At 70.2% G+C, this 15307-nt stretch carries 10 protein-coding genes; 5 read left to right on the top strand and 5 right to left on the bottom strand.

Features of this window, described 5'->3' with window-relative positions:
• Positions 1-248 precede the first annotated feature (248 nt).
• The 5 genes from ACH4RC_RS18045 to ACH4RC_RS18025 all read left to right on the top strand — a co-directional run bounded on the left by ACH4RC_RS18045 (position 249) and on the right by ACH4RC_RS18025 (position 5873).
• Positions 249-2030 (top strand): SDR family oxidoreductase, encoded by a 1782-nt coding sequence (locus tag ACH4RC_RS18045; RefSeq protein ID WP_398201544.1) that lies wholly within the window; start codon positions 249-251, stop codon positions 2028-2030.
• A gap of 148 nt (positions 2031-2178) precedes the next feature.
• Positions 2179-3099: a MerR family transcriptional regulator gene (locus ACH4RC_RS18040; RefSeq protein ID WP_398201541.1), complete on the top strand. Its 921-nt coding sequence runs from the start codon at positions 2179-2181 to the stop codon at positions 3097-3099.
• A 157-nt stretch (positions 3100-3256) separates the two neighbouring features.
• Positions 3257-3799: an RNA 2'-phosphotransferase gene (locus ACH4RC_RS18035; RefSeq protein ID WP_398201539.1), complete on the top strand. Its 543-nt coding sequence runs from the start codon at positions 3257-3259 to the stop codon at positions 3797-3799.
• Between the two features lie 125 nt (positions 3800-3924).
• Positions 3925-4866, top strand: a complete 942-nt coding sequence (locus tag ACH4RC_RS18030) for an LLM class flavin-dependent oxidoreductase (protein ID WP_398201536.1) — start codon at positions 3925-3927, stop codon at positions 4864-4866.
• Positions 4867-4994: 128 nt separating this feature from the next.
• Complete coding sequence (locus ACH4RC_RS18025; RefSeq protein ID WP_398201534.1) at positions 4995-5873, top strand: HAD hydrolase family protein; 879 nt, start codon at positions 4995-4997, stop codon at positions 5871-5873.
• Between the two features lie 86 nt (positions 5874-5959).
• Here the strand turns inward: ACH4RC_RS18025 and ACH4RC_RS18020 are convergent, their stop codons facing one another.
• The 5 genes from ACH4RC_RS18020 to ACH4RC_RS18000 form a co-directional block, all read right to left on the bottom strand.
• Positions 5960-7000, bottom strand: coding sequence for a M23 family metallopeptidase (locus ACH4RC_RS18020; RefSeq protein ID WP_398201531.1), 1041 nt, complete (start codon positions 6998-7000; stop codon positions 5960-5962).
• Between the two features lie 135 nt (positions 7001-7135).
• Positions 7136-8935, bottom strand: coding sequence for a GAF domain-containing sensor histidine kinase (locus tag ACH4RC_RS18015; RefSeq protein ID WP_398201611.1), 1800 nt, complete (start codon positions 8933-8935; stop codon positions 7136-7138).
• Between the two features lie 111 nt (positions 8936-9046).
• The gene (gene cydD / locus ACH4RC_RS18010) at positions 9047-12550 is read right to left on the bottom strand and encodes a thiol reductant ABC exporter subunit CydD (RefSeq protein ID WP_398201529.1); all 3504 of its coding nucleotides are present in this window, start codon (positions 12548-12550) and stop codon (positions 9047-9049) included.
• A gap of 48 nt (positions 12551-12598) precedes the next feature.
• Positions 12599-13603: a cytochrome d ubiquinol oxidase subunit II gene (gene cydB / locus ACH4RC_RS18005; RefSeq protein ID WP_398201526.1), complete on the bottom strand. Its 1005-nt coding sequence runs from the start codon at positions 13601-13603 to the stop codon at positions 12599-12601.
• A 21-nt stretch (positions 13604-13624) separates the two neighbouring features.
• Positions 13625-15136: a cytochrome ubiquinol oxidase subunit I gene (locus ACH4RC_RS18000; RefSeq protein WP_398201523.1), complete on the bottom strand. Its 1512-nt coding sequence runs from the start codon at positions 15134-15136 to the stop codon at positions 13625-13627.
• Positions 15137-15307: the final 171 nt, after the last annotated feature.

Below are 15307 nucleotides of genomic sequence, written 5' to 3'. Positions count from 1 at the left end.
CCCAGACCCGATAAGTCAGACACACTCGCAGACACCGGCACCACCCCCGAGAGCAGTACGCAGAAGCCTACGCCGAAGCTAAACCAACGGCATTGTCCCTAGGGGTCCTCCCTGAGTAGCCCTCCTCGCCCCGTTTTCCACAACGTCGGCGTTCTCCACAGCCTGCCGCGACCCCCTTGACGCCGCCGCCGGCCATTGTCACATTCGTCAGTGTCACGTTCGTGCGGCGCTGGGGCGGAAGGCATCTGATGACGGACCTCACGAAGATCCACGGCGCGCGCGAGCGCTGGGTGCGTACGGGCGGGATCGAGCTGTGCGTCGTCGAACTGGGCGACACGGCGCGGCCCACCCTCGTCCTCGTACACGGCTATCCGGACAGCAAAGAGGTCTGGTCGGAGGTGGCCGTACGCCTCGCGGACCGCTTCCATGTCGTGCTCTACGACGTCCGCGGGCACGGCCGCTCCACCGCGCCGGCCCCGCTGCGCGGCGGCTTCACCCTGGAGAAGCTGACCGACGACTTCGTGGCGGTCATCGACGCCGTCAGCCCGGACGAGCCGGTCCACCTGGTGGGGCACGACTGGGGTTCGGTGCAGTCGTGGGAGTTCGTCACGGTCCGGCGGACGGAGGGCCGTATCGCGTCCTTCACCTCGATGTCGGGCCCGTCCCTCGACCACTTCGGCCACTGGATCAAGCAACGCGTGAAGCGGCCCACCCCGCGCAAGGCGGCCCAACTCCTCGGCCAGAGCGCCAAATCCTGGTACGTGTACATGCTGCACACGCCGGTCCTGCCGGAGCTGGCCTGGCGCGGACCGCTCGGCAAGCGCTGGCCGGGCATCCTGGAGCGCGTGGAGAAGGTCCCGGCGGGCGACTACCCCACGGCCTCGCTCCCCTCGGACGCGGCCCACGGCGCGTGGCTGTACCGGGACAACGTGCGCGCGAGACTGCGCAGACCACGCGAGGGCGCGTACGCGCACGCGCCCGTGCAGCTCATCACGCCCCTCGAGGACGCCTTCCTCTCACCCGCGCTCTACGACCGCCTCGAACAGTGGGCGCCGCAGCTGACCAGGCGCTCGCTGCCCGCCAAGCACTGGGTACCGCGGACCCGGCCCGACCAGCTCACCACGTGGATCGCTGACTTCGTCACCGCGCACGACGAACAACGCGCGGGCGATACCGCACCACGAGAGACGGCCGACGGCAGGTACGCGGACCGGTTCGGCGGCCAACTCGTTCTGGTGACGGGGGCCGGCAGCGGCATCGGGCGGGCCACCGCGTTGGCGTTCGCGGAGGCGGGCGCGCGCGTGGTCGCCGTCGACCGGGACGCCGAGAGCGCGGCCCGTACCGCCGAGACGGCCCAGCGCATCGGGGCGCCCGAGGCGTGGGCCGAGACGGTCGACGTCTCGGACGAGCAGGCCATGGAAAAGTTCGCCGAGAAGGTCGCCGCCGAGTACGGCGTGGTCGACGTACTGGTCAACAACGCGGGCATAGGGCTGTCGGGGTCGTTCTTCGACACGACGCCACAGGACTGGAAGAACGTCCTCGACGTGAACCTGTGGGGCGTCATCCACGGCTGCCGCCTCTTCGGCCGGCAGATGGCCGAGCGCGGACAGGGCGGCCACATCGTGAACACCGCGTCCGCGGCGGCGTACCAGCCATCGAAGGCGCTGCCCGCCTACGCGACCTCCAAGGCAGCGGTGCTCATGCTCAGCGAGTGCCTGCGCGCCGAGCTGGCCGGGCAGGGCATCGGGGTCTCGGCGATCTGCCCCGGCCTGGTGAACACCAACATCACGGCTACGGCCCATTTCGCCGGGGTCGACGCCGAGGAGAGGAAACGCCGCCAGAAGAAGACCGCCCGTCTGTACGGCCTGCGCAACTACCCGCCGGAGAAGGTCGCCGACGCGATCCTTGAAGCCGTCGCCCGGAACAAGGCGGTCGTACCGGTCACTCCAGAGGCCCGCGGAGCGCGTCTCCTGTCCCGCTTCGCGCCCAGAGCGCTGCGGGCGGTCGCCCGGGTGGAGCCACCGCTGTGAGCACCGGGCGCACCGTTGTGAGCACCGGGCGGGCCGTTGTGAGCACCGGGCGGGCCATGTGGCCTCGTTCAGGTCGGCCGTGCGATCCCTCGCCGGAGACCCGCCGTCGAGGTGCGACCATGCCGGACACGGCCGAGGGGTGAGAAGTGTGACGGAGCAGCGATCGGTCGCCGAGTACCGGATCGAGGACCTGGCGCACCTCAGCGGCACCACGGTCCGTACGATCCGCGCCTACCAGGACCGCGGTCTGCTGCCACGGCCCGAGCGCCGCGGCCGGGCCAACGTGTACACGTCCGCGCATCTGTCCCGGCTGCGCCAGATCGCCGACCTGCTGGAGCGCGGGTACACCCTGGCCTCCATCAAGGAACTCCTGGATGCCTGGGACGCGGGGCGCGGACTGGGCGGAGTGCTGGGTCTCGTCGCCGAGGTGGACGGGCCCTGGACCGACGAGCGGGCGGGCCGCATCACACGCGCGGAGCTGGCCGAGCGGTTCGGCGGCGAGCACGACGAGGCCGCGGTGCGGGAAGCGGTGGAGCTGGGCGTGCTCGAGCGGGTGCCGGACCGGGACGACGAGTTCGTCGTGCCGAGCCCTCAAGAGCTGGCTGTCGCTGTGGAGTTGCACGCGGCCGGTGTACCGCTTATCGCAATAAGCGATCACCTACGGGAGTTGAGAGGTGGCATCGAGCACATCGCCGCTCGCTTCCTGGAGTTCACGACCGAGCACGTCTTCGCGCGTTATTTGGGTTCGTCCCCGCCGACCGACACAGAAGCCGCTGAAGCCGCGTCGCTCGTACGCCGCCTGCGGCCGCTGGCGCAGCAGTCCGTCGATGCGGAACTGGCTCGTGCCATGCGGCTGTTCGCGACCAGGCATCTGCATCGACATCTGGCAGACGGACCGGCGACTGTTGCGGCACAGGAGGAGTTTGTCGCTCTTCCGGTGAACACAATGAGTGCTGTACGGAGCCTGGTTGGTTCGGAGCGTGCTGCCGCGTTCGTGAAGGCAGCCGCTGAACGCGAGGTACAGACACGCACTTTGGACACTTTGGCACCAAAGCCCAATATTAGCTGATCTATTGCTCAAAACTGGCGTGCCGTAAGGGCGTTGTCCACAGTTTCATTAACTCGCCTGTGGATAACCCGAGTTGGCTGTGGATCAAACCTGACGTTGTCGCTGTCCGGATGAAATCTGCGTGCACCACTGATGACCCGCCCGGCACCCTGGCGTCATGAACGAGCAACGCACTGTCAAGGTGTCGAAATACCTTGCGCGGCATTTGCGACACCAACCGGATCGCATCGGGCTGACGCTCGACGAGGCGGGCTGGGTGGAGATCGACGCTCTGCTCGCGGCCGCGACTGCGCATGGGTTCCACGTCAGCCGGGTCGAACTGGACTGGGTCGTCGCGGAGAACGACAAGCGACGCTTCTCCATCGAGGGCACCCGCATCCGTGCCAACCAGGGCCACACGGTCGACATCGACCTGGGCCTGGCGGCGGCGGAGCCGCCCGCTTACCTCTTTCACGGCACCGTCGACCGCTTCCTCGACGCGATCCGCACGGAAGGGCTCGCGCCCATGAGCAGACACGACGTGCACCTGTCCGTGGACCGGGAGACGGCCACGCGCGTCGGGGCCCGGCGCGGCCGTCCTGTCGTGCTGACCGTCGACGCGGGGGCGATGCACCGCGCCGGTCACACGTTTCGCGTGAGCGCCAACGGGGTCTGGCTGACTGCGGCGGTGCCGCCGGAGTATCTGCGGTTCCCGGACTGAAGGGCACCGATGGGCGGCCCTGCCACCGCATGTGAGCGGCTCCTGCCTCGGGCCGCTCGGTTCAGCCCTGGCTCCGGCTGACGCCCACACCGACCCGCGCCCCACCCTCCGCCTACGCTCACCCCATGACCGAAACGCCCCCCGCTACCCTTCCGCCGCTCCGCCTGAGCACCGTGATCCTGCCCTACCGTCGCTGGCACGACGGGTCCCGGGAGACCTGGCAGCGCGCCGAGGAGTTGGGGTTCCACACCGCGTACACGTACGACCACCTCTCCTGGCGCGTGCCGTTCCGCGACGGCCCCTGGTTCGGCGCCGTGCCGACGCTGACCGCCGCCGCCTGCGTCACCTCGCACATGCGCCTGGGCACCCTCGTGACCTCGCCGAACTTCCGGCACCCGGTCACGTTCGCCAAGGAACTGATCTCGCTCGACGACATCTCGGGCGGCAGGATCACGCTCGGCATCGGCGCGGGCGGCACCGGTTTCGACGCGCACGCGCTGGCCCGCGGCGACCAGGAGCCGTGGACGCCGCGGGAGCGGGCCGACCGGTTCGCGGAGTTCGTTCCGCTGCTCGACCGGTTGCTCACCGAGGACACGGTCTCGTACGACGGCACCTTCTACTCGGCGGGTGGCGCCCAGAACATCCCGGGCTGTGTGCAGCGCCCCCGGCTGCCCTTCGCGGTGGCGGCGACCGGGCCGCGCGGCCTCAAGCTGGCGGCCCGGTACGGGCAGGCGTGGGTGACCACCGGCGACCCGAAGTTGTATGAGGCGGGCACCCCGGAGGAGTCGGTTCAAGCCATTCGTGGGCAGGTCGAAAAACTGGCCGCGGCCTGCGACGCCGTCGGCCGTGACGTAGCCGATCTCGACAAGGTCCTGCTCACCGGTTTCACCCCTGACCGCAGGCGCCCGCTGGAGTCCGTCGACGCGTTCGTGGATTTCGCGGGCACCCACCGTGAGCTGGGCTTCACCGAGATCGTCGTGCACTGGCCGATCCCCGACACCGACTTCGCGGCCGACCAGGACACCTTCGAGGCCATCGCGACCCAGGCCCTGTCGCAACTCGGTTGAGCCGACAACTTCACAGCGCCGGGTCAGGGGCGTGACGGCACAGGGCGGGCGGGGCGCATGCGCCAGGAGCGCTCTCATCTGCGCGCCCCGCCGCACACCCGTGCGTGCAGATGCGCGACCATAGAGCGGTGACCTCACCGACTCCTGGGCCTCGGACCCCGGCCCCCTCCGCTCCCGCGCCCCGGCTGATCGCCACGGATCTCGACGGGACGCTGCTGCACGACGACAAAACCGTTTCTCCACGGACGGTCGCCGCGCTGGCCGCCGCCGAGGAGGCCGGCATCGAGGTCTTCTTCGTGACGGGCCGCCCGGCCCGCTGGATGGACGTCGTCAGCGACCATGTGCACGGTCACGGCCTGGCGATCTGCGGCAACGGCGCCGCCGTCGTGGACCTGCACGGCGGCCCCGGCAACCACCGTTTCGTCAAGATCCGGGAGTTGGCCGTCCCGGACGCGCTGGACGTCGTACGCGTCCTCCGCGAAGCGGCCCCCGGCACATCGTTCGCCGTCGAGCGGACGGGCGGCCTGCACCATGAGCCGACATATCCGCCGCTCCACCTCGACCCGGGCGAGAGCGTCGCACCCGCCGAGAAGCTGCTCGCCGCGGACTTCGCCGGCTCCACCGTGGCGGACCAGCCGGTGTTGAAGGTCCTGGCGTTCCATCCGGAGCTCGACCCCGACGCGTTCCTGGCCCTGGCGCGCGACGCGGTCGGCGAGCTGGCCGCGATCACCCGCTCCAGCCCGAGCGCCCTCCTGGAAATCAGCGGGCGGACCGTCTCCAAGGCGAGCACGCTCGAACTGTGCTGCGCCGAGCGCGGCATCTCCCCCGCCGAGGTCGTCGCCTTCGGGGACATGCCCAACGACATGGAGATGCTCACCTGGGCGGGCGCCTCCTACGCCATGGGCAACGCCCACCCGGACGTGCTGGCCGCGGCGACCGGCGTCACGGCGACCAACAACGAGGACGGCGTGGCCCGCGTCATAGAGGACATCCTGGCGAAACGCTGACCGAAGCGGACAGCCACAGCAGTCTCAGCTACAGCCACAGCCGCCTCGACTACAGCCTCGACTACAGCCACGGCTGCCAAAGACACCTACAGGCGCACCCCCCGCCCCGCGAACCACCCCACCGGGTCCACCCCCGACCCCAGATCCGGCGTGAGCCGCACCTCGAAGTGCAGGTGCGGCCCCGTCGAGTTGCCGGTGGTGCCCGCCTGCCCGAGCCACTGCCCTGCCCGCACCTTCTCGCCCTGGTCGACGGTGACGGCCGCGAGGTGCGCGTACTGCGTGTAGTAGCCGCCCGGGTGCCGGACGACGACCTCGACGCCGAAGCCGCCGCCGCAGGACACACGGATGACGCGTCCCGCGCCCACCGCACGCACGGGCGTGCCGATGTCGACCGCGAAGTCCTGTCCGGTGTGCCGGTGGGCCCAGTGCGCGCCCGCGCTGTCGAAACCCGCCGACAGTTCGTACGTGGCCACCGGTGGCACCCACGCGCGCGTGTCGCGCACAGCCGGCTCCGCAAGACGTACGGCGCCGCGGCACTGGCCTGCCGCCACCGACCGGTCGGCGTTGCCCTGCAGCTTCCCTTGCGCCTGTTCGAGCTTGCTCGTGATGCTTTTTCTCAGCCTTGCGAGGTGAACGCTGCGCTTCCTTAAGGCGTGCCATCGAAGGGTCGCCTCGCGCTGCCCCTCCAGGAGCTTCTTCTCGGCGCGACGGCTCCTGCCCACCGCATTGTTGAGCGCGAGATCTGCCTGTAACACGGCGCGTTGACCGTGCAGCAGTTCCTCCGGTCTGTCGGACAGCAGCATCTGCGCAGCGAGCGGGATGTCGCCGCCGTTGCGGTACTGGGCGCGGGCGATGCGCCCGAGGTCGTCGTGGAGCGCGGCGACCTCGCGCCGCTCCTTGCCGAGCAACCGCTCCGTCCGCCGTGCCGCGGCCTTCTGCGCTCCGGCCGCTCTGCGCCCCGCTTCGTGGCGCTGCGTCGCCTCCGACGCCTCCAAGAGGAGCCGCGCCACCTCGGCACTCGGTTCGGGTCCCTCAGCGGCCCGGGACGGCGCAGGGGGCCCGCAGAGCGCCATGAGTGCGCACAGCAGCGCCAGGACGGCTGGAGGGCGGCGGGGGCGTAGGCGCATGTCCGGGATCGTTGCCCGCCGCACGACCGGGCTCCCGTGGGATTCGTACGGCTGGGGGGCCGCTTGCCCCGAACGGGGCAGAAACGTACCGCCGAACCGGTGCCGCCACGCCGCGCCTCCGGACAACCCGGTGCTTCAGCAAGGCGCTTCCCACACCACCGTCGTACCCCTACCTGTGCCCCCGCCCATGCCCCCTGCCGTACCCCCGCCATCGCTGCCGCCGTCGCTGCCGCCGTCGCTGTCGCCGTCGCTGTCGCCGTCGACTCCCCCGAGCCCCCGCCCGTACCAGCTGTCGCCGCCGAGTGACTCCGCGCGTCTCTTGAGGTTCTTCAGGCCGCTGCGCCGCCCGCCCTCCGGGATGCCCACGCCGTCGTCGGCGACCGTGAGGCGCACGCCCGGGCGGCCGTCCGGCAGAAGAACGGTCGCGTCCACGACGACGTCGATCCGTGTGGCCCGCGCGTGCCGGAAGGCGTTCGAGAGGGCCTCCCGCAGAGCCGCGATGAGGTTCTTGCCCGTGAGTTCGCCGACGACGCTGTCGACCGGCCCCTCGAATTGGTGCGAAGGCCTGAACCCGAGCGGTACCGCGGCCATGTTGATCTCCCGCAGCACGCGCGTGTGGAGCCCGGAAGGCGCCTCCGCCGGGCCCTGTTGCAGCGCGAAGATCGCTGTCCGGATCTCCTGGATGGTGACGTCCAGTTCGTCGACGGACTTGCCGATGCCCGACTGCACCTCGGGCACCACGGAGCGGCGTTGGGCCGTCTCCAGCATCATTCCGGTGGCGAACAATCGCTGGATGACGAGGTCGTGCAGGTCACGCGCGATACGGTCGCGGTCCTCGAACACGGCGAGGCGTTCCCGGTCGCGCTGCGCCTCGGCCATCATCAGCGCGAGCGCGGCCTGCGAGGCGAACTGGGCGGCGAGTGTGCGCTCACCCTCCGTGAAAGGACGCTCCCCACGCGCGCGGGGCGTCACCAGCGTCCCCAGGACGCGTCCGTCGCTCTGCAGGGGCAGCAGCATGGCCGGCCCGTAGCCGCGCGCGAGTTCGGTCAGGACGCGCGGGTCGGTGGCCGTGTCTTCGATGAACATTGTCTCTCCGGCGAGGAGTTCAGCGGCGATCGCGCTCTCCGGCGGGATGATCAGGCCCAGGGCGGCGGACGGTTCGTCCGAGGCGACGGCGACGATCTCCATGCCACCGTCCCCGGTCGGCAGCAGCACCAGGCCGGCCGCCGACTCCGACAGCCTGCGGGCCTGTTCGGCGACCACTTGCAGCGCGTCGTCGGCGTCCCCGCCCGACAACAGCGCCGTGGTCACGGCCACGGAGCCGTCGATCCACCGCTCCCGCTGCCTGGCCGCTTCGTAGAGGCGCGCGTTGCCGATCGCGATGCCCGCCTCGGTGGCGAGCACCCGGACCATGTTCAGGTCGTAGTCGTTGAACTCCCGGCCCCCGCGCTTCTCCGTGAGGTAGAGGTTGCCGAAGATCTCGCCCTGTACGCGGATGGGGACGCCCAGGAACGTCCGCATCGGCGGATGGTGCGGGGGAAACCCGCACGCGCGTGGGTCGTCGGCAAGGACCGCGAGGCGCATCGGTACCGGGTCGTGGATGAGCGCGCCGAGCACTCCCCGGTGTCCGTCGGGCAGCCGTCCGATGCGCTGCGCGGTTTCCTCGTCGACGCCGTGAAAGACGAAGTCCGCGAGGCCCTCGCCGTCCTCGGCGATGACGCCGATCGCCGCATAGCGGGCGTCCGCGAGATCGGCGGCGGTCTCGCAGATCCGGTCGAGCGTGGAGTGCAGTTCGAGGCCGGTGCCCACGGACCGCATCGCCTCCAGGAGCTGCGGCACGCGCGCGGTCAGCTCCGTCGACAGGCCGTGCAGACCACGCCCGCCCGCGGGCTCGTCCCCGGTGGGCTCGGGAGGGAGCGAAGCGGACGGCTCCATGGGTGCTGCCATAACCCGAGACTAGTAAGTCCTATTTAGCAAGGAAAGTCGGAATCTCAGACCCCCACGCCCGCGAGGCTCCTTACGCCACGCCCGCGCCCACCGCCGCAGTCACCGCCGCCCGGCTCCGACCAGCAGCTCCGCCGCCTGTTCCCGCTCCCGTAGCTCCCGCAGCGGCCCGTCGACAGCGGCCAATTCGGCATACGGGCCGCGCTGTGCGACCCGCCCGCCGTCGAGCACGATCACCTCGTCGACGGCGTCGAGTCCGGCGAGCCGGTGCGTGATCAGCACGGTCGTCCGTCCCTGCGTCGCGTCCAGCAGATCCGCCGTGAGCGCGTCCGCCGTCTCCAGGTCGAGGTGCTCGGCCGGCTCGTCCAGCACGAGGACCGGGAACTCGGCCAGGAGCGCGCGGGCCAGCGCGAGCCGCTGGCGCTGGCCGCCGGACAGTCGCGCCGCATGCTCGCCCACCAGGGTGTCGAGCCCTTCCTGCAGCGCGTCCGTCCACTCGAGAAGGCGGACGCGGTCGAGCACGGTCCGCAGTTCGTCCTCGGTGGCGTTCTTCTTGGCGAGCAGCAGGTTCTCGCGGACGCTGCTGTCGAAGAGGTGAGCGTCCTGGGCGCACAGTCCGACGAGCCGCCGTACGGCGTCACCTTCGAGCGCGTACGCGTCGGTCCCGCCGAGCGTGTACGTCCCGGCGTCCGCGTCGAGGAAGCGCAGCAGTACTTGGGCGAGCGTCGTCTTGCCAGACCCGGACGGGCCGACGACGGCGATCCGCCGGCCGCGCTCCAGCGTCAGGTCGACCCCGGCGAGCGCGTCCCGCGCCTGCCCCTCGTACCGGGCGGCGAGGCCCCGTACGACGAGCGGGAAGGGGTCCTGCGGCGCCTGTGCGGGCCGTTCGGGCTCGCGTACGGGTTCGGGGGCGTCGAGCACCTCGTAAACGCGCTCGGCGCTCTTGTGGACGCGCTGGCGGTACTGCACCGCGAGGGGCAGCCCGAGCACCGCCTCGAACGCGGCGAGCGGGGTCAGGACGACGACCGCCATCGCCACGCCGTCGAGCTGTCCGGCGCGTACTCCCTGCACGCCGGCCAGTGCGGCGGCGGCCACGGTCAGGCCGGTGATCAGCGCGGTGAGCCCGTCGCCGAGCGCGGTCGCGGTGGCCGCGCGCGAGGCGATCCGGGTCAGCGCCGAGTCCGCCTCGGCGGTCTCCTTCTTACGGCGGGGCAGCGCACCGGCGACGGTCAGTTCGGCGGTGCCGGTCAGCAGTTCGGCGACCTTGGTCGCCAGCGTCCCGCGCGCGGGGGCCAGTTTCCGTTCCGCCCTGCGGGCCACGGCCCCGGACAGGAGCGGCACCCCGACTCCGGCGAGCAGCAGTCCCACGGCGAGCACGGCACCGGCCGCGGGCAGCATCCAGGCGGTGAACGCCACCGAACCGGCACCGACGAGAGCCGCGACCGAGGCGGGCAGCAGCCAGCGCAGCCAGTAGTCCTGGAGCGCGTCCACGTCGGCGACGAGCCGGGACAGCAGGTCACCGCGGCGCGTGGTGCGCAGCCCGGCGGGCGCGAGCCGCTCCAGGCGGCGATAGACGGCGACCCGGGTGTCGGCCAGCATCCGCAGCACGGCGTCGTGCGACACGAGCCGCTCCGCGTAGCGGAAGCAGGCCCTGCCGATGCCGAACGCGCGCGTGGCCGTCACCGCGACCATCAGGTACAGCACCGGCGGCTGTTGCGAGGCCCGCGAGATCAGCCAGCCGCTGGTCGCCATCAGACCAACCGAGCTGCCGAGCGCGAGCGCCCCGAGCAGCAGCGCGAGCGCCAGCCGCGATCGGCGCGGCCGTGCGGCGTCGCGCAGCCGGGTGAGGACACGGCGCCGAACCTCGGGCGCGTCCGGCGACTGCCGCCCGTCGACGGGCTCTGCGGCGGCCGGAGCGCGCTCAGGCACCCCCGTCGCCACGATGGCCCGCTGCTGAGGCGAGCGGGGCGTGCCGGGCATCTCCAGGCGGACCACCCGGTCGGCGACTTCCAGCAGGGCCGGCCGGTGCACGACCAGGAGCACCGTCCGTCCGGCGGCCAGCCTGCGTACCGCCTCGACGATGCCGGCCTCGGTCGCGCCGTCGAGCGCGGCCGTCGGCTCGTCGAGCAGGACGACAGGCCGGTCGGCGAGGAACGCGCGGGCCAGCGCGAGCCGCTGCCGCTGCCCGGCCGACAGGCCCGCGCCGTCCTCGCCGAGCTCCGTGCGCGCCCCGTCGGGCAGCGCCTCGACGAATTCCAGCGCGCCCGCCTCACGCAAGGCGGCCTGTACCGCCGCGTCACCGGCGTCCGGCCGGGCGAGCCGTACGTTGTCCGCGATCGACCCGGCGTACAGCTGCGGTCGCTGCGGAACCCACGCCACGCGCGCGTGCCACTCTTTCCGCTCGACGGTGGAGAGGTCCGCGCCGCCGACCAGCACGCGCCCGTCACTGGGCCGCACGAAACCCAGCAAGACGCTCAGAAGCGTCGACTTGCCCGCGCCGCTGGGGCCCACGAGGGCCACGGTCTCGCCGGGTGCGACGGCGAAGGAGGCATGCGAGACGGCATCGTCCGTACGTCCCTCGTAGCGCACGGAGACGTCGTCGAACGCGATGCCGGAGGCCGCGGGGACCCGCTCCGTGCCGGACTCCGGCAGCGGCGTCTCCAGGACGGCGAAGATCTCCTCCGCCGCCGCGAGCCCTTCGGCGGCAGCATGGAACTGCGTCCCGACCTGCCGCAACGGCAGGTACGCCTCGGGCGCGAGCACCAGGATGACGAGTCCGACGTAGAGGTCCATCGTGCCGTGCACGAGCCGCATCCCGATGGTGACCGCCACCAGGGCGACCGAGAGCGTCGCGAGCAGCTCCAGGGCGAAGGAGGACAGGAAGGCGATGCGGAGGGTGCGCATGGTCGCCCTGCGGTACTGGCCCGTGATCGTGCGGATGGACTCGGCCTGCGCCTTGGCACGGCCGAACACCTTCAGAGTCGGCAAGCCCGCCACCACGTCCAGGAAGTGGCCCGAAAGGCGGGACAGCAGCCGCCATTGGCGGTCCATCCGGGACTGGGTGGCCCAGCCGATGAGCATCATGAAGATCGGGATGAGGGGGAGCGTGCCGACGATGATCGCCGCCGACACCCAGTCCTCGGTGACGACGCGGGCCAGCACCGCCACCGGAACCACGACCGCGAGACCGAGCTGCGGCAGGTAGCGCGAGAAGTAGTCGTCGAGTGCGTCCACGCCGCGCGTGGCCAGCGCGACCAGCGAACCGGTCCGCTGCCCGCTCAGCCATCCGGGGCCCAGCTGCGCCGCGCGCTCGAGCAGCCGCCCCCGCAGCTCCGACTTGACCGCCGCGCTCGCACGGTGGGCGGCCAGCTCGGTCAGCCAGGAGACCAGGCCGCGTCCGGCCGCGACGGCCACCAGCAGCAACAGCGGGGTCCGCAGCTGCGCGACATCGAAGCCGTGCTGGAAGGCGCCCACCACCACTTCGGCGATGAGCATCGCCTGCGCGATGACCAGGCCGGCCCCGGCGGCGCCGAGAACGATCACCGCCAGGAGGAAGAGGCGAGTGGCCCGGGCATACCGGAGCAGGCGCTGGTCGATCGGTTTCACGTGAAACACACCCTCAGGTAGGCGCGTAGGTACGTAAGAAGGTCGGGTTCAGTGCGCGGCATCGGCGATGTGCTTCGTCCCGATGCGCTTGCGGAAGACCCAGTACGTCCACGACTGGTAGAGCAGCACGAGCGGCGTGGCGATCGCCGCCAGCCACGTCATGATCTTCAGCGTGTAGGGGCTCGACGAGGCGTTGGTGACGGTGAGGCTCCAGGCCGGGTCGAGCGACGACGGCATGACGTTCGGGAACAGCGTCAGGAAGAGCGTCGCGAACGCCGCAGCGATGGTGATGCCGGACAGCGCGAACGACCATCCCTCACGCCCCGCCTTGATGGCGAAGACCGCGCCGACGAGTGCGACCAGGGCCACGACCATCGCGATGAGCGAGTCGCCGTCCCCCTTGTCGGCCTGGGTCCACAGGAGGAACCCGAGCGCGAGAACCAGCGTGCCCAGACCGAGGGTGAGCGCGAACTTCCGCGCCCGCGCCCGGATGTCGCCCAGCGTCTTGAGCGAGGCGAACACAGCCCCGTGGAAGGTGAACAGAGTCAGGGTGACCAGGCCGCCCAGGAGCGCGTACGGATTGAGAAGGTCCCAGAAGTTTCCGACGTACTCGAAGTGCTGGTCGAGCTTGACCCCGCGCACGATGTTGCCGAAGGCCACGCCCCACAGCAGCGCCGGAATGAGCGAGGCCCAGAAGATCGCGTGCTCCCAGTTGGTCTGCCACTTCTCCTCGGGGCGCTTCGACCGGTACTCGAAGGCGACACCGCGCACGATGAGGCAGACCAGGATGATCAGCAGCGGCAGGTAGAAGCCGGAGAAGAGCGTCGCGTACCACTCGGGGAACGCGGCGAACGTCGCTCCGCCGGCCGTGAGCAGCCACACCTCGTTGCCGTCCCAGACGGGACCGATCGTGTTGATCAGCACCCGCCGCTCGGCGCGGTCGCGCGCGAGGAGCTTGGTGAGGATGCCGATCCCGAAGTCGAAGCCCTCCAGGAAGAAGTAGCCGATCCAGAGGACCGCGATGAGGACGAACCAGACGTCGTGGAGTTCCATGACTTGTGCGCTCCCTTGGCCCTAGTAGGAGAAGGCCATCGGCTTGTCGGCGTCACGGTCGCCGCCGATCCTGGTGGGCGGGTTGAGGTCGTCGTCGGTCAGCTCCGGCGGCCCGGCCTTGACGTACTTGACGAGCAGCTTGACCTCGATGACGGCGAGCACCGCGTAGAGCAGGGTGAAGACGGTCATCGAGGTGATGACCTCGCCCTGCGAGACGCTGGGGGAGACGGCGTCGCGGGTCTGCAGGACGCCGTAGACGACCCACGGCTGACGGCCCATCTCGGTGAAGATCCAGCCCCAGGAGTTGGCGATGAGCGGGAAGCCCATGGTCCACAGGGCGACGACCCAGTAGAGCCTGGTGAACTTCGGGCTGAGGACCTTGTTCTTGAAGAGGACCAGGTTCGGCACTTCGTCCTCACCTGTCCGCAGATGCTGCGGCAGCATGAACTTCTTGCGGGTGAGCCAGAGTCCGAGGAGGCCGAGGGCGAAGGATGCCATCCCGAACCCGATCATCCAGCGGAAGGCCCAGAAGGTGACGGGGATGATCGGTCGGTAGTCGCCGGGCCCGTACTTCTCCTGCTCGGCCTTGTTGGTGTCGTTGATGCCGGGGATGTGCGAGGTGAAGTTGTCGTCGGCGAGGAAGGACAGCACGCCGGGGATGGAGAACTCGACGCTGTTGTGGCCCTTGCTCACGTCTCCGTAGGCGAAGATCGAGAACGGGGCCGCGTCCTGGCCGTCCCACAGCGCTTCGGCCGCCGCCATCTTCATCGGCTGCTGCTTGAACATGACCTTGCCGAGCTGGTCGCCGCTGATCGCGGTGAGCATGCCGCCGATGACGAGGGTGATCAGACCGAGCCGCAGCGAGGTCCTCATCGTCGCGATGTTCTTCGGCTTCTTGCGCGCCAGGTGGAAGGCGGCGATGCCGACCATGAACGCGCCGCCGGTCAGGAACGAGGCGGACAGGGTGTGGAAAGCCTGGGTGAGCGCGGTGTTCTGGGTCAGCACCTGCCAGAAGTCGGTCAGTTCGGCGCGTCCGGTGGCCTTGTTGTACTTGTAGCCGACCGGGTGCTGCATCCAGGAGTTGGCGGCGAGGATGAAGTACGCGGACAGGATCGTGCCGATGGACACCATCCATATGCAGGCCAGGTGGATCTTCTTCGGCAGCTTGTCCCAGCCGAAGATCCACAGGCCGATGAAGGTCGACTCGAAGAAGAACGCGATCAGCGCCTCGAAGGCCAGCGGCGCTCCGAAGACGTCACCGACGAAGCGCGAGTAGTCGGACCAGTTCATACCGAACTGGAACTCCTGCACGATGCCCGTCACGACGCCCATCGCGATGTTGATCAGGAAGAGCTTTCCCCAGAACTTCGTGGCCTTGAGGTACTTCTCCTTCTCGGTACGCACCCAGGCGGTCTGCAGCCCGGCGGTCAGCGCCGCCAGGGAGATCGTCAGTGGCACGAAGAGGAAGTGGTAGACGGTGGTGATGCCGAACTGCCATCGCGCCAGAGTCTCCGGCGCCAGAGCCAGGTCCACTGCGTCATCTCCTTACATCACCGCGGCCAAAGCGGCGGTTTGCCCCTTAAATCCCGCACTTCTCCGGAGAAACCGGGACGCGCTTGTGAACGCGTTCACATTCACAAGCATTATGTCGTACCGGCTGTTGGAAACCGAAGCCGGGCCCCCTTACTGCGAGCAACGCCACAG

The organism is Streptomyces sp. NPDC016845, from assembly GCF_044332585.1.
Classification (GTDB): domain Bacteria; phylum Actinomycetota; class Actinomycetes; order Streptomycetales; family Streptomycetaceae; genus Streptomyces.
The sequence above is the reverse complement of the archived record's forward strand: the minus strand, read 5'-3'. Positions and strand labels throughout refer to the sequence as shown.

Coding starts and splice junctions, on each gene's coding strand:
- ACH4RC_RS18045 (WP_398201544.1), top strand. CDS start 249: ATGACGGACCTCACGAAGATCCACGGCGCGCGCGAGCGCTGGGTGCGT.
- ACH4RC_RS18030 (WP_398201536.1), top strand. CDS start 3,925: ATGACCGAAACGCCCCCCGCTACCCTTCCGCCGCTCCGCCTGAGCACC.
- ACH4RC_RS18020 (WP_398201531.1), bottom strand. CDS start 7,000: ATGCGCCTACGCCCCCGCCGCCCTCCAGCCGTCCTGGCGCTGCTGTGC.
- ACH4RC_RS18035 (WP_398201539.1), top strand. CDS start 3,257: ATGAACGAGCAACGCACTGTCAAGGTGTCGAAATACCTTGCGCGGCAT.
- ACH4RC_RS18015 (WP_398201611.1), bottom strand. CDS start 8,935: ATGGAGCCGTCCGCTTCGCTCCCTCCCGAGCCCACCGGGGACGAGCCC.
- cydB (WP_398201526.1), bottom strand. CDS start 13,603: ATGGAACTCCACGACGTCTGGTTCGTCCTCATCGCGGTCCTCTGGATC.